At 58.3% G+C, this 15,374-nt stretch carries 11 protein-coding genes and 2 tRNA genes; 2 read left to right on the top strand and 11 right to left on the bottom strand.

Annotated features, from left to right (window positions below; translation table 11 throughout):
• Positions 1-67 precede the first annotated feature (67 nt).
• The 7 genes from rpsF to FTO74_RS04335 all read right to left on the bottom strand — a co-directional run bounded on the left by rpsF (position 68) and on the right by FTO74_RS04335 (position 6,194).
• Complete coding sequence (gene rpsF, locus FTO74_RS04365; protein ID WP_162537042.1) at positions 68-568, bottom strand: 30S ribosomal protein S6; 501 nt, start codon at positions 566-568, stop codon at positions 68-70.
• Between the two features lie 120 nt (positions 569-688).
• Positions 689-1,318 (bottom strand): aminoacyl-tRNA hydrolase, encoded by a 630-nt coding sequence (pth, locus tag FTO74_RS04360; protein ID WP_162537041.1) that lies wholly within the window; start codon positions 1,316-1,318, stop codon positions 689-691.
• Positions 1,319-1,395: 77 nt separating this feature from the next.
• Positions 1,396-2,067 (bottom strand): 50S ribosomal protein L25, encoded by a 672-nt coding sequence (locus tag FTO74_RS04355; protein WP_162537040.1) that lies wholly within the window; start codon positions 2,065-2,067, stop codon positions 1,396-1,398.
• 90 nt (positions 2,068-2,157) lie between these two features.
• Positions 2,158-3,081 carry a ribose-phosphate pyrophosphokinase gene (locus FTO74_RS04350; protein ID WP_174242250.1) on the bottom strand — a complete coding sequence of 308 codons (924 nt, stop codon included), beginning with the start codon at positions 3,079-3,081 and terminating at the stop codon, positions 2,158-2,160.
• 503 nt (positions 3,082-3,584) lie between these two features.
• Positions 3,585-3,658, bottom strand: a tRNA-Gln gene (locus tag FTO74_RS04345).
• A gap of 35 nt (positions 3,659-3,693) precedes the next feature.
• The gene (locus FTO74_RS04340; RefSeq protein ID WP_162537038.1) at positions 3,694-4,827 is read right to left on the bottom strand and encodes a 4-(cytidine 5'-diphospho)-2-C-methyl-D-erythritol kinase; all 1,134 of its coding nucleotides are present in this window, start codon (positions 4,825-4,827) and stop codon (positions 3,694-3,696) included.
• Positions 4,828-4,862: 35 nt separating this feature from the next.
• Entirely contained in the window at positions 4,863-6,194 is a 1,332-nt protein-coding gene (locus FTO74_RS04335; protein WP_162537037.1) for an ABC transporter permease, read from the bottom strand.
• 78 nt (positions 6,195-6,272) lie between these two features.
• On the opposite strand from FTO74_RS04335, the gene FTO74_RS04330 reads away from it, so the two are divergent.
• Positions 6,273-6,360 (top strand) — tRNA-Ser (locus FTO74_RS04330).
• Positions 6,361-6,527: 167 nt separating this feature from the next.
• A complete protein-coding gene (locus FTO74_RS04325; RefSeq protein WP_220399076.1) occupies positions 6,528-7,181 on the top strand; it encodes an Arm DNA-binding domain-containing protein in 654 nt (217 codons plus the stop codon).
• A 342-nt stretch (positions 7,182-7,523) separates the two neighbouring features.
• Here the strand turns inward: FTO74_RS04325 and FTO74_RS04320 are convergent, their stop codons facing one another.
• The 4 genes from FTO74_RS04320 to FTO74_RS04305 form a co-directional block, all read right to left on the bottom strand.
• A complete protein-coding gene (locus tag FTO74_RS04320; protein WP_162537036.1) occupies positions 7,524-10,778 on the bottom strand; it encodes a M1 family metallopeptidase in 3,255 nt (1,084 codons plus the stop codon).
• Positions 10,779-10,780: 2 nt separating this feature from the next.
• Positions 10,781-11,668 carry an ABC transporter ATP-binding protein gene (locus tag FTO74_RS04315; RefSeq protein ID WP_162537035.1) on the bottom strand — a complete coding sequence of 296 codons (888 nt, stop codon included), beginning with the start codon at positions 11,666-11,668 and terminating at the stop codon, positions 10,781-10,783.
• A gap of 52 nt (positions 11,669-11,720) precedes the next feature.
• Positions 11,721-13,949, bottom strand: coding sequence for a TonB-dependent receptor plug domain-containing protein (locus FTO74_RS04310; RefSeq protein WP_162537034.1), 2,229 nt, complete (start codon positions 13,947-13,949; stop codon positions 11,721-11,723).
• A 292-nt stretch (positions 13,950-14,241) separates the two neighbouring features.
• Positions 14,242-15,204 (bottom strand): AraC family transcriptional regulator, encoded by a 963-nt coding sequence (locus FTO74_RS04305; protein ID WP_162537033.1) that lies wholly within the window; start codon positions 15,202-15,204, stop codon positions 14,242-14,244.
• Positions 15,205-15,374: the final 170 nt, after the last annotated feature.

Here is a 15,374-nt window from a genome sequence, read left to right as displayed (position 1 = left end):
GATCGTCAGGAAGCGAGGGTTCGGCGTGGTGTTGCAAGCTCGCCCGCTAATGAGCCGGGCGAAGAAGTTAGGCGGAAACCGTCTCGGTCGCGGCAGGAGTCTCGGCCACGGCGACAGGAGCCTCGACTGCGGGCGCCTCGGTGGTCTCGGGAGCGGCTGCAACGGGGGCCTCGGCCACGGGAGCGGCGACAGGAGCCGCAACAGGCTGGGCGACCGGCAGAGCCGAACGCTTCACATGCGTCTCGCGGTGGTGCTTGATCTTGGCGAGGCGCTTCTCTTCCTCGTCGATGCGCACGGTGATGAACTTGATGACCTGCTCGGAGACACGGAGACGACGCTCGATCTCGGTGATGAGCTGGCCCTCGGCTACGATGGTGAGCAGGACGTAGAAGCCGTCGTTGAACTTGCGCACGGTATAGGCGAGCCGGCGACGGCCCATCTTCTCGGTGCTGCGGACTTCGCCGCCACCATCGGTGACGTTCTTCTGGAAGCCTTCAATCAGCTTGTCGAGGTCGGCTTCTTCGACGTCCGGGCGGACGATGAACATGATTTCGTAGGTACGATTCATTCGGTCTACTTCTTTCTGCGAAGTTCTGCTTCGCACCGTGCCGACTCTGTGTCGACAACGGTTTGGAAACTGTTGCTGCGATTACTCCACAACCTGCTACTCATGCTGTGAAACTTCTTATTACTCCTTCGAGTCAGCGGACTCGCCGTTGACCTTCCGGTTGAACTCGTTCATGGCCTTGCCGACACCGTCGGTCAGGACCATCTCGACGGCGCGGGCGGCGTCATCGAGCACTTCATCCAGCACGCCCAGCTCCATCTTGCGCATCGGAGAGAGCAGGTAGTTGGTGCCGCCTGCCTTGATCTCGCGGCCGGTGGTGGTGGGCGGTTTGCCGACCCCGATCCGGATGCGAATCCACTCCTCACTGCCGAGCACGCTCGAGATCGACTTGACCCCGTTGTGCCCACCCGCCGAGCCGCGCTCGCGGATGCGAAGCTGCCCGAGCGGAATCGCCAACTCGTCGTAGATCACGATCAGACCGGACTTTTCAGAGGCCGATGGGACCGGAATCTCAAGCTCACGAAGCAGAGCGGCTACCGAAAGCCCGCTGAGATTCATGAAGGTCTCGGGCTTGGCCAGGAGAACCTCTTGACCGGCCACGATGGCCCTGGCGGTAAGCGCCTTGCCGCGGCGGTTGGCGACGGTGACCCCGCTACGCTCTGCGAGGCGGTCAATCGCCAGAAACCCGGCGTTATGCGGGGTGAACTGGTATTCGATACCGGGGTTGCCGAGACCGACGACCAGCTTCACGACGCATTTCCTTTCTTGAAACAGCTACCAGAACAACATGCCAGCCTGAGAGCGTTGGCTCTCAGGCTGGCGAAAGACTACTTCTTCTTAGCGTCGGCGGCAGGAGCAGCGGCAGCGTCGCCCTTGCCCTTCTTGGCAACCTCGGGCTCGGTGGTGGCTGCAACCTCGGCGGCTGCCTCTTCCTTGATGATGGTGACGTGCGCGACCAGCGAGGTCTCGTCCTCGAGGAACTTGATCTTGCCGCCGTGCGGCAGGTCGGAGACGTGGATCGCACCGTGCAGTTCGAGGCCGGTGACGTCGATGTCGAGGTGATCCGGAATGTCAGCGGGGAGGCACTCGATCTCGACCTCACGCAGGACCTGGTCGAGGATGCCGCCAGCGGTCTTGACGCCGACCGGGATGCCCGAGAGCTGGATGGGAACGGAGACGCGCATGGGCTTGTCCATCGCGATGCGCTTGAGGTCGACGTGCAGCAGCTTGCCCTTGATGGGCTCGTTCTGCCAGTCCACGATCATGGCCTTGGTGGCGGATTCGCCGGTGACGTCGAGGTCGAAGATGGTGTTGTGGCCGGACTCGGAGTGGAGGATCTTGGTGACGACGCGGGGGTCGACCGTGACTGCAACCGAGGGCTGACCGGCGCCGTAAACAACTGCCGGAATGAGGCCGGAGACGCGGACGCGGCGCGCGTGATTCTTGTTGAACTTGCCCTCGCGGGGCGTGGCTACGACTGCATCGAACTTGACTGCCATGAGCTTACATTCCTTTCGGGCACGAAGAGCAGATGTAAAGCTCTGCTTCGCTCCGTTTGCGGCGTTCCGGCCGCTGCGGGTTGTGCTGCGTTAGGTGAACAGCGTCGAAACGCTGGTCTCCATGTGGATGCTCTCGATGGCGCGGCCCAGAAGACCGGCTATCGAAAGCACCTTGATCTTGCTCACCTTCTGCGCGTTCTCGCGCAGCGGGATGGTATTGCTCACGATGACCTCTTCGATCCGTGAGGCCGCGATGCGCTCGACTGCCGGGCCTGAGAGCACCGGGTGCGAGGCGCACGCGTAAACTTTGGTCGCCCCCTGCTCGAGCAGGGCTTCGGCGGTCTTGACCAGGGTGCCCGCCGTGTCGATGATGTCGTCGATGATGAGGCAGGTGCGGCCTTTGACATCGCCGATGACGTGCATGACTTCAGTGACGTTGATGTCGGTCCGCCGCTTGTCGACGATGGCCAACGGAACGTCCAGCTTCTTGGCGAAGAATCTCGCGCGCTCCACGCCGCCCGCATCGGGGGAGACGACGGTGAGGTTGGGCAGGTTCAGCTCCCGGAAGTACCCGACCAGCACCGGGCTGGCAAAGAGGTGGTCGACCGGGATGTTGAAGAAGCCCTGAATCTGTGCGGCGTGCAGATCGACGAGCAGGGCGCGGTTGGCGCCGGCGGTCGTGAGCAGGTCCGCTACCAGCTTGCTGCTGATGGCGACGCGCGGACGGTCTTTTCTATCCTGGCGCGCGTAGCCGTAGTACGGAATCACGACGGTGATGCGCGCGGCCGAGGCCCGTTTGAGCGCGTCCATCATGATGAGAAGCTCGACCAGGTGCTCGTCTACGGGAAAACAGGTGGGCTGGATGACGAAGACATCGGCTCCACGTACGTTTTCGAGCAATTGGAAGTAAATCTCGCCGTCAGAGAAACGCTGCATCCGGGTCTCGCCCAGGGGCACTCCGACAAACTTGCAGACCTCCTCGGCGAGTGCCTTGTTTGCACCGCCCGAGAAGATCTTGAAACGCTTTGCCTCGCTGAGCCGGCCGGGACGTTTTTTCTCCGTGCCGGGCTTGGCGGTGGCTTGTATATCAACTGCAAGTGGATCAAAGGCGGTGACGGTATCCGCTGTTTTCGTATCTACCGCCCGCCCTGTCGAATCAGGGGGAAGAACCACAGTCGTGTCTTGTTCATTCACGTTGAAACCCTCCAGGTTGGTTGACCTTGAATTGTTCCTGCTGCCTGTCTTTTCCGAAGCCTTGTTGCGACCTCGGTACTTCGTGTCAATCTCGAACAATTACTACGAAATACGGACTTACTGGTTCTTCCTGCTACTTGTACTTCGCGCGGTGTTCTCGCGCTGATGCAAATTCATTTTACCTCGGTGGCTATTGCGCCACGTTGAAGAAAACCCTAACTTCGTTCTCCCATGTTCCCGGCCTCTATGGAGAGGCCTCAGGTTGAACGGCTGGACGAGAGCGACTGGTATGGGCTTGGTCCCCAGCGGACCCCGCCCAGTTTTGGTTGGGCGACCAGGATTCGAACCTGGACTAGATGCTCCAAAGGCACCTGACCTACCGTTAGTCGATCGCCCAGTCTTTTACCGGCAAGTTGTTGCGTGCCAGCAAAATCACTCTGCGAACATGTTGCGCCAGTAGAGAGGGCGGGGCAAGGTCTTCGTGACGATTGCCGGTACGCCGTCGTGCTGGACGCGCTGTTGAGCGGCTTCGGCATCACCCTGCGAGCGGTAAAGCCCGAAGAGCGCCGAACCTGAGCCTGAGAGTCCTGCGAGTATCGCAGGCTGTCCCGAGTCTGATCCCATCAGTTGTCGCTTGATCTCACGCAAGGGGGGATGCTGCAGAAAGACGACCGTTTCGAAGTCGTTTTCAATCCCGGTGCGGACAAGCGCGAGAAGGGAGTTCTCGGCCAGATCAATCTGCGCTTCGCCCTGTGTGTGAAGTTGCTCACGAGAGATGCCCTGCTGTTTCCCTGGGCTGCCAACCTCTAAAGGATGGCCGAAAGTGCGAAAGATACCGGAGGCGCCGGACTCAGCGTCCTTGACCGCAGCAAAATCTAGATCCTGCTGAAGAATAGACGCGTAGGTGCGGCTCAACTTCTCTAGTGTAGAGGATGTCTGCGGATTATGCAAGGAGGACGGAACGGCAAAGCTCTGGTCCCAGTCGCGGAAGGCCTGCGGGGTGGAGACACCGACTTTGGGGATCGCCATGACGGCGTGGATCTCGGTGGAACCGGCGTAGGTGATGTCGGTGACGGGGGTAACCGCCTCGCCGCGGTTGCTGCCGAGAACCGCGCCGCCGATCAGGAAGAGGGGAACATCGGAGCCCACCTCGGCGGCGATGGCCAGGCGGTCGGCGGGGGGGAGGAGCTTGCCGGGTGCTTCCCTTTCCAGCTCCTTTTCGAGGCCGATAAGGGCGGCGGCGGCGTTGGCCGAACCGGCTCCCATGCCTCCCTGGATGGGGAGGTTTTTCTGGATGTGCAGCGCTACTTCGGCGGTGATGCCCATGCGGTCGAGCGCCTTCTCGACCATGCGGATGGCTGTGTTGCGGCCGTCGGTGGGGACGCGGGAGTCGTTTGATTGCAACAAGATACGCGAGCGCGCGGAGGGGCGGGCCTGGACGCTGACGACATCGTGCAGGGCGATGGTCTGGTAGAGCGTGGAGAGGGCGTGGAAGCCGTCCGGCCGGGGTGGGCCGATGGCAAGGCCCAGATTGATCTTTGAGTAGGAACGGACGCGCGTCTGCATGGTCTTATCTTCTTATCTTACGGGTGCCACGCAGGTTACTCGTATTTTAGGGTTTCTACCGGGTCGAGGCGGGCGGCGCGGTTGGCCGGAAGCGTGCCGAAGAGGACGCCGACGATGACCGAGGTTCCCAGCGCAATGACCGCCGACCAATCCGAAACGGGGATTTTGAACGGGGTGAGCAGACTAATGCTCAACGGAATAGCGAGGCCGATGAGCGTGCCCACGATGCCGCCACAGAGCGAGAGGAAGACCGCCTCGGTGAGGAACTGGAGGCGGATCTCGCGACTGGTGGCCCCGAGCGCCTTGCGGATGCCGATCTCGCGGATGCGGGATTGGACGTTGGCCAGCATCGAGTTCATGATGCCGACACCCGAGACGACCAGCGTGATAGCCGCCGCCAGCGTGAGCACGATGGTGAGCCTGTTGGCGATCTTGGCCATGACGCTGAGTACTTCAGTAAGCGTGAAGGCGTTGTAGACGCTGGTGGGACGGTGGCGAGAACGGATGATCTGCGAGATGCGGGCGGCGGCGGGCTGGACCTGGCTGGCGTTGCCGACGGTGAAGAAGATCTGCTTGACCGAGTCGGTGCCCTGGAAGTATCGGGCGACCGGGTAGGGGATGAGGATGGTCTGGTCGGAGACCTCGGACATGCCGAAGGTCTCGACGCTCTCCTTGAAGACGCCGATGACGACGAAGGGGATGCCGGAGACGGAGATAGAATGGCCGATGGCTCCGGCGGCGCTGCCGAAGAGCGCATTGGCGAAGGGAGCGACGATGACGGCGACCTTGGTGTGGGAAAGGGCGTCCTGATCGTCGAAGAAGCGACCGGCGAGGATGGAGAGGTTGCGGACCTGCTTGTACTCGGGCGAAACGCCGAGGAGCATGGTGTCTTTGACGATGCCGCTGCCCATGGAGATGCGGTCGTGGAATTCGAGCATGGGCGAGCTGGCGATGATGCCGGGAACCTGCTCCGTGACGGCGGCCATGTCCTCGCGGGTCATGTTGTCGGGGACGCTGGTGTTGTCGGGGCCGGAGATGTTGCCGCCACCGTACTGCATCTCGATCATGTTGGGGCCGATGCCGGAGATGAGGTGGAGGGCGTATTGGGTGCCTGTGAGGCCGAGGGTGACCACCAGAATAATCGACGCCGAGCCGATGACCATGCCCAGCATGGTGAGCATGAAGCGGACCTTAGAGGCCAGGAAGCTCTCGTAGGCGAGGCGTAGGACCTCGGAGAAGACCATGGTGGTTCGGGCGCTGGCGAGGGTGCGGTCGAAGCTGCTGGCGCGGGCCGAAGCGGGCGTGGCTCTGCCGGACGGCGTGGGGGCCGGACGGGGGGGCGAGTTGAGCGGGGTCGCTGTGGCCATGGCTGCCTCTGAAGTTAGACTGCATTCAGTATCGCAGCGATGCACTGATTCCTGCTAACCTTTCGATAGGCTCCCCGCGGAGGGGTGTGTGAGTGGTTGAAACAGGCGGTCTTGAAAACCGCTTTACCGCAAGGTAACGGGGGTTCGAATCCCTCCCCCTCCGCCATAACACTTCCAGAGACGTCCACGGACGTCTTTTTCTTGCCTAAATCCGAGAATAACCCCAATAAAATCAATAACCCCACCCATAGGCGTCTAAGAACGTCCAGTGGCAGCCATGCTCCAGCGGGGGCATATTCGGGGGTATCGGGGTTGAGGATTGGGGGTATCTTGGTGAAATTGACGGATACGCGGGTCAGAAATGCGAAGGCTGGGGCAAAAGATGCCCGGTTTCCAGATGGCGGCGGCCTCTATCTGCTGGTGACGGCGGCGGGCGGGAAGCTGTGGCGCTGGAAATACCGCTTCGAGGGCAAAGAGAAGCTGATGACCTTCGGCCAGTATCCTGACGTCTCTTTGTTGGAGGCGAGAGAGAAGCACAGCGCGGCACGGAAACTCCTGAAGGCTGGAACCGACCCGATGGCCGAGCGCAAAGCTGAGAAGGTGGCAGCGAAGACCGCCGAGGAGCACTCCCTCCAGTCCATAGCCGAGCAGTGGCACCAGCATTGGGCTATCGGGAAGAGCCTGCGCCATACGGACACCGTTCTGCGCAGATTGCAGGCCGACGTCTTCCCCTCCCCCGGAAGCTTCCCTGTCACCGAAATAGAAGCTCCGCGCTGGTGGCGATGGTGCAGACCATCCAAGACCGGGAGGCCTACGATCTGGCCAAGCGTGCCCTGGAGACTGTGGGGCAGGTCTTCCGGTACGCCATCGCTCACGGATACGCGAAGCGGAACCCGGCGGCGGATATTAAGCCCGCCGACGTCCTCAAGTCGGTTTCGAAGACCAACTACGCCCGGATCGACGCCAAAGAGCTTCCGGCCCTTCTGAGGGCGATTGAGGTCTACCAGGGAATGCCTCTAACGAGACTGGCTATCAAGCTTATTGCGAATACGTTCGTGCGTACGGGGGAGCTGATCGGGGCCAAGTGGGAGGAGATCGACTTCGGTTGTCCATACCGCGCTAAGAACGCCCGGCGCCCTACAGCATTTTTGAGCTGCCGTAGGGCGCTTTCAAATTTTACGCGTAAAGCATTTATTTTATGAATATTAGACCGAATATCCCCTATGGAAATTTCGTCAACAAGAGAGGTCCATAAGAGAGACAATATCTGATTTGCTGTAGGTTATTCGAACAGCTAATTTGTAGATTCCCGTTTGGCGGAGTTTCCCGCTATTGGGATAATCCCAACCCTCCCGCAAATGCGTTCGGAGAAACGGCTGTCCCCAAAACATTCATTTTCCATGCTTGATCTAGCAGACGATCAAATTGGCTGCTGCCTACTTTCCGTCTCCGGTCATAGAGTTCCAGACCCGCCTGCATGCCGGCGTAATCTTCGAAGTTCGTTGTGAGGATCGACGCTGGAACTCCAGCCTCCCGCGCCATCTCCTCGCGTAAACGATCCGTGAGCAGCGAGGCGTAGTCGTCAGCGGCTTTCGTACCATGCATCTTTTCGATCATGGTCAATCCCAGCAACATGGGCACACCATTATCTACCAGTGATGAACCGGGGCCTTCACGGGAGGCGAGCTGCGTTCCCCACCAGGTTCGCGCAAGCTCCTGTCCGAGAATAAAAGTCAACCAGTCCCGAGCTGGTTCTGTTCTATAGTTGTGCAGCCATCCGAGGCGTTCAGGCATAACGATTATGCCTGATGCAGATGTAGTCGGCGTCAGTCTTTCCGGCTCTCCATCCTCCTGATATTGAGGAATCTCCGCAAGTGAGATGAAGCCGGAGGGACATGGGCCAAACCTGCGCTCCCACTCGGTAAATGCCGAGCGAAGAATCGTGGCCATTCGCGCCACATTTTCCGCGTGGTTAGGATGGTAGGCAAAGGTCAGAAGAATTTTGCGGCCATCCTGAGAAGTCAGAGTCTCCACATGGGTCGCGAGCTTTCCCGCAACGACCTGAAGCGCAAGCGGCACATGTCGGGCTTCGAAATGCGTCGTCTGCTTGCCGCGGTCAGCAACCTCACCACCCCGGGTTCCGTTTGCAACCACGTTCCAGCCCGCAGGAGTGGAGACTGACAGGTCCAGGTCTATCCAACCGGCATTGTCGTTGACGGCAAGAACGTTATTGCGAACTTCTCGATCTCGACGAATACCGAGGCCATATTCGGTTCGATGTGTCGGCGAGTCGATCTCACGGGTTGCGTCATATCCAAAATGCGGCAGGAAGTTCGTCCTGAACCAAGCCGTATCTTCCCCCACCGTTCCCTCGAAAGGCTTCTCTTCAAAACCGTGAAACCGGACTCCACTCCTTACGTGCAGATTTAGAGTGTGGCCAGGCAGCAGGGCCGGAGATAGTTGCCAGATGCCTACTCGGTGAATCTCATCCGAGAACTGACGCTCTATCGAGGCGTCTTGAGCGGAGAGTTCAAGAGAGTCTGCGTCCTCCGGCATCTCGATGTGAAGTCGGTTGATTGGTTGTGTCCCCTGATTGCTGAGTCTCCACTCCCCCTCATAGCTCATACGTTTTGCATCTGGATCGATGGCTACCTGAAGAGTCAGTTTCCGGATGGAGGGTTGAGGCCAGATTCGATCCCCTGAGTACCTCGTTTCATAGGTAGAGGCATCTTGTCTTTCCTGCTTGACTGACCGATACAAATGCCTCACATGGATCTCGCGCCACGCATTAATCCCACCGCCCGCAAGAGAGATCAGAGCAAGCATCAGGAGGACGAGACTCGACCATGAAATGGTATAGCGTGATGCTGAGAGTCTCTTCGACAGAGAGGTCTCTGTGCCTCGAGGCCAGAGCCATGCCGCAAAAACAGCAAGCGCACCTGCTATCCCGAAGTACCATGCATCGAAACTCAGGTGACGTGCATTCGAGGCGGCCATTACCCGGAAATCGGAGAAGACCAGATCGACCGGCAAGCCAAGCACGAAAAAGTGCTGCTCTATGGCATTGATCGAATGCAGGATCGCAAAGAACAGAAGCAGCAGAATGCTAATCGACTGACTGGCGACCTTGCTGCGGGTCAAGCTGTAGAGAAACATCGCCAGCCACGAGAAGACAATCACCTGGGGCGCCATCTGGAGAAAGCTTCTGAGGAAGTGCGCTGGAAAGAGCTCCCAGTACCCGTTGACGCTCTGAAAGAGGAAGACAGTCAGCGGAGCAAGCGGCGCGAGAGTCAAGGAGAGAAGGGTTACTCCCATCCATCGTGCGCCAGCGAGCGTGTTTGTCGAGACCGGAGCGGTATCGACCAGCATCGCCATCCGTGCCGTGCGATCACGGGCTAGCATCTCAGAGCCGAAGTAGATTCCGACCATCACCAGCATCAGAAACATCTGCTTGTCGACGAGTTCGAGCAGATACTGTGCGGCGGGAAGCAGATGCTGTTCCGGTTGGGTGTAGTAATCGGCGCTGCCAAACCTGGCGCCAAGAAAACCAAGCAGAACGACGGCCCCGATGACAATACGGAAAGCCGTCCCGGTCCAGGTAATCTTCAGCTCGCGCAACGCCAGATACCAGGCGACCCGCAAGCTCCGAAACTGGGCGGTTGAGCTAGTTACGACTGGAACGACCCTCTCGTTGAGTGAATAGTGTGCGGCTTCAGCACCTGCATTGTTCGGACGCTTTTTCACACCCGAAGGAGACTTCACCTTTGCAACCAGAGCCGGAAGACTGAAGCGCCAACGGGCGATAAGGAGAAGCACAAGCGCTCCTCCGAGATAGAGCGCGCGGTTGAGAACAAGTCCTAACTGAGGCTGCAGGAAGCGATGACTGCGCTCCGCAACCGTCCACAGTGACAGTTGCGCGGTGGCCGTATGATGGCCCATCGGGTCGAGCACCTCAAGCCAGAAGAGGCGACTGCCGGTGACACCACTGAAGGCGACGAAGAAGAGAGTGAAGACCGCCATGCTCAAAACCGCAAGTCCATACGAAGGCAGCGTTCGGCCGGTAAATGCGGCGAGCGCAAAGTGGATGCTGCCGTAGATGATGCAACCGGGCAGAATCCAGACCATCCACGCGACGAAGACATGAGCCCACGGAGTCGGCATGAGCTGCATGGCTGGGACAAGATGGAAGACTTGCTCGACAGTTGGAACGAGTGCGATTCCCACAACGATGCCCAGCATGACGACCAAGAGGCCGATCAGTGAAGCGAGGAATTTCCCCCAAAAGTATCCGCCGCTCGTCACACGCGACGAGTTCACCAACGGGGCCATGCGTGTCTGCGCATCCCGGAGTAGCGGAGCGGTCATCAGCCCGGCTCCGAAGACTACGGTCCAGAAGGTCGCGTAGACACAGACATAGTAGATGGCAAAGGGAGCATTGCGCGGGACACCTCCACCCGCCAGACCTTGCCACTCGCCGCCCAACATATCGCTGATCGTCTTGATGGCAAGCAACGCAGCCAGGACCCAGATGACCGGCGACTTCAATCGTTGTTTCAACTCGAAGAGAAAGACCTGACCAAACATGACTAGCTCTCCTCGCCCTGCGGGACAGTGATGAAGTAGACGTCTTCAAGGTCGGGGGTCTTCTCGCGGAATGGTGCACCGGGAGAAGACTCTGCCTGAACAACGAGCAGATTCTTCCCGGCTGACATGCGCGTCGAAACAACTCGTGTTCGCGCCTTCCACTCAGCTAATTCAGATGCGGTAAGGAGTGCCTGCCACAAGGTGCCGGACAAGTTCTGTACGAGCTCATCCGGGCTGCCCTGAAGACGGATCTGCCCGCGGTCGAGGATCGCCATTCTTGGACAGAGATTCGACACATCCTCGACGATGTGAGTCGAAAGAATCACGATGGTGCGTTCGCTGATCTCCGCGAGCATTCGGTGCAGGCGATTTCGTTCCGCGGGATCAAGCCCCGCCGTCGGCTCATCGACGATCACAAGGTCAGGCTTCCCCAGCAGGGCCTGCGCCACCCCGAAGCGTTGGCGCATTCCACCGGAGTAGGTATCGACCGCTCGGTTCTTGTGGGCTTCGAGATTCACCAGCGAGAGCAGCTCCGAGATATGACGATGACGCTGCTTCGAGTCTTCAATCCCTTTGAGTCGCGCCAGATAGTCCAGCAATTCAACCGCTGAGAGCCCGGGATAGACGCCAAAGTCCTGCGGCAGATAGCCGAGTCGGGCACGAAGCGCGGCGGCATCGGCCAGGACATCGAGGCTGTCAAGGTGGATCGACCCACTATCGGGTCGCTGCAAGGTCGCCAACGTGTTCATGAAGGTGCTCTTGCCTGCACCATTGGGACCGAGCAAACCAAAAAGTCCGGCCCGAATCGCCAGATCGATACCCGCCAGCGCATGCACCGTCTGACCGCGGCTCCGGTATGTTTTGGACAGTGCTCGAATTACCAGTTCCATGCGACCCTCTCCTTGTAACGCAGTCTCTTGTGTGTGTTGGAATCGTGCTGCATCAAAAACGAAGGGCGGTCCGAAAACCGATCTGACGACGCATTCCAGGAATTCCGATTCCACCCTGATAACCTGTCCCATCGTTTGTGCCTACGGTGATCCATGGAAAATAAAGACGGTCGCCGAGGTTGTTAGCGAAGACGAGAGTGGACCATCGGTTGTGGTCGATACCGGCCTGGAGATTGAAGATGCCGTATCCACCGAAGCGGTAAGGTACCGCGGAGATGCTGGAGGTGAGATCGTATTCGATGCGAGAGCCAACCTCATTCCATTCGCCCTTGAGGAAGAACCCATGGTAGGGGCTGTATTGAACAGAAAGTGTCGTGGTCGTGCCAGGAACGCTGTGAATACGTGAGTTATTGAGATTGAGGTTCGTGCTTGGGTTGACCACGTAGTCGTCATAGCGCGCGGAGATCAATCCCACGTTCGCATCGAACTTGACCTGGTGCACCGGCTGCCATCCTGCTTCTAGCTCCGCTCCGTTCATGTGCGCCCGGGCTGCATTGCCAAAGTAAGAGGTCAGAATTCCGGCGTAGACCGTGTCCTGGTAGTTCTGAACACCGTTATGAAAGATGTCCGCATTGATGGCGAGCGTGTCATGGAACTGCGTCGTCTTGATACCAATCTCGTTTGACAGGCTTGACTGCCGTTTGTAGAGAGCAGTATCGAGTGTCGTTGCGTAGATATTCTGGCCACCCGGAACCCACCCTCTCCCCAGGGAGTAATACACAAAGAGATTGGGTCGGACCCGATAGTCAGCGATGAAGCTCGGCAACGGAATGGAATCGTGAATGCTTCCGTTGTAGGTGATCCCGTTCGGATTAGGCTGTCGAAGCAGAGAGCGTCCGAGCCACTCCTCCCGGAAGCCCGCGGTGATGCCAAGCCGCTCATGGAAGCGTCGGGTAGAAACCTGACCGAACACTGCGGGGATAAAGCTCGTCATTAGCGGATCGCCATAGGACAGTGTCGATGCGGGATACCCATAAGGATTGGCGGGGCTGATATTGAGTAAATCCTGGTTATGCCGGGTATCGTTCAGGAACGAGGCCCCCACTGTCCATATCCACTTCTTTGATTTATCGGGAGACTGGAAGCGGAACTCTTCGTTCCACGCCGGATGACGAAAGCGGAAATCATTGACATAAAACGGGACGGGGCTGAGATCCGCATCCTGGACGTAGTGGGCCAGGGCCTCGCGTCGGGCCACGAGCGCCGTGAAGTTGAAGCTGTTACCGGAGTAGAAAGACTGAAGAGATTCGGAGTTCGTTCCAAGGCCACTGCTGCCGTCGGTATCCACTGGCTCCTGATAGGGCTGAAGGGGAGGAAGGCCGGCGAGGACAGTCTGATTGAACTGGGTCAGATCGGTTGGAATCAAAACATAGCTTCCGCCGTCGGCGACATGCGTTCCGTCGATGACGGCGCTGAAGCGCCACTTCTCCTGAGGAATCCAGTCGAGGCGAGCGCGGCCAAAGCGTGAAGACTGCGTATTGATGCCCTTACCATCGACATATCCGGTCACAAAGGCATCTCTTCCATCGACAGCTCCGGAGACCGCAAAGAGCAGCCGGTCCTTGATCGCCGGCCCGGAGACCGAAACCCCGGTTTGATATCCGTTGTAGCTGGCATAAGATCCAGTTACTGTGCCGTGATACTCGTTCGTTGGCGCTTTACTGATTATGTTGATCACGCCAGCCTCGCTGCTGGCTCCGTACAGCGCGCCCTGGGGTCCCTTCAGGACTTCGATGTGGTCAATGTCGATGAGCTGCTGGTCTAGCGTGAAGAAGTCATTGACCGGGATGCCATCGACATAGAATGCGGTAGAAGGATCGATCGAGTTCGCATTATTGGCGAACCCGCGCATGATGAAGATGCTGAACACGCCGCGAGAACCAGTATTGGAGTACAGGAAGTTCGATACCTTCCCGTTCAGATCTCCAAGCTCGTGAATGCCGTCCCGCTCGGCCTGATTGCCGGTGATGAGATCGATGCTGACTGGGGTCTGTTCCAGTTCTTCGTCGCGCTTCTGCGCTGTGACAACGACGGAGCTGTTCAGGGGCGATACGGCCAGATGCTCATCGAACGAGTTCTCTCCCTCGTGCAACGAAATCGCTGTGGAGAACCTCTCCATATCGGGAGCTTCAAAGATCAGCTGGGCGGCCCCAGGTTCCAGGTTCGTGACCTTGTATAGCCCCCGATCATCTGTCATCGCCTTAACTGTCCGTCCACCCATCGTGATGACTGTGACCGACGATGACAACAGAGCTCGACCCCGCTGATCAAGAATCTTGCCCGCGAGCGTCGCCGTTCCGAGTCCCGGCGATGAGTGCAAAGCCCCAACGTTTTGCGCCGATTGCGCGAAAGAACCTGGAGAGAGTAGCAGACAGGCTACCAGGGAAAAAGAGACAGCAAGGGGTCGTGCATGTTCATGCAAACGAGAGACTATTATCATTTGATAACTAGTCTAGACATCGCAGAAGCAAAAAACTTTGCCGCGACGGAATATTTTGTTGCCGCCAGGGGCGTTAGTTTGGAAAGGCGCCTACTGCGCTTTCTGCTCTAGGGGGTTCTGTGCGGCCGCGCACGATCATCTGGCGTTTCTTGGGAGAGATGCCGAACTCTCGACGAAATGCCATAGCAAAACGCCCCGCGCTCTTATACCCAACCGCCGTGGCAGTCTCGCTTATAGTGCAATAACCCGCTCGCAACATTCCGTCTGCGATCCTCATCCGATGCCGGCGGAGATATTCGTAGACGGTCATCCCGAACCGCGTGCGGAAGTTCCGCTTCATTGTGCATTCGTTCATACCGGCCCGAGCCGCCAGTTCGAAAAGGCTTGGCGACTGTTCCGGACTATTCACCAGCAGTCGACGGACCTCTTCAAGCCTGTCGATATCCTTGCGTCCTAGTGCGAGATCTTTCTTGGTGGTTGTGTTCTGTGGGACAACGTTCATCAATTGCTCGCGCAGAATTGTCAAAGCATGTGATTCCAGAAACAGAGAGCGAAAGGGAACGTCGGCGGGAGAGTTCAACAACGCTGCAGAGGCCAGTTGGGAAATAGAAGAGAGAGGCTGGGTACGAAAAAACAAAGGAAAACTCGGTTTAGCCAGTGCGCGCTCCAACACTTGAAGCGATGGAAAATCGGGGCCAATGATCCTGTCGGCAAGGAAATCGGCGCTTACCTCAAGTGAAAGCGAACGATACATCCCCGGAACGACCTTGAAGGAGTAGCGCCCTTCGCTGGCCCACATATTGATGCCCATTCCCTCGCGAAGGACGACATCCCCTACGATGCCTGCGATCTCCATACGGCCCTCTTCAATGCATCCGAACGAAAACATCGGACGATCCACTTTGACATGAAGTGTCCTGGCGGTGCCGGTCTGATATCGACTGAGGAGCAGCTCAAACCCCGGCTGAATCTCTACTCGTTCGGTAGCACTGGCACGCTCTGATTCATCCCTGGATGCTCCCCTCAGGTCTTCCATCACAGAACAGTAGCTCCGTACAGATCGCGACGCAGTCCGAATCATTGGTGGTATCAGCTACTCCTCAACATGATGGAAACACGGACCCCGCTGCTAATGCTATCGAGAGTCATATATCAATAATACAAGCCTCTGAACCTATGCAGCCACTTATTGGGAGATTCGGCATC

Source organism: Granulicella sp. WH15, from assembly GCF_009914315.1.
Lineage (GTDB): Bacteria > Acidobacteriota > Terriglobia > Terriglobales > Acidobacteriaceae > Edaphobacter.
The sequence above is the reverse complement of the archived record's forward strand: the minus strand, read 5'-3'. Positions and strand labels throughout refer to the sequence as shown.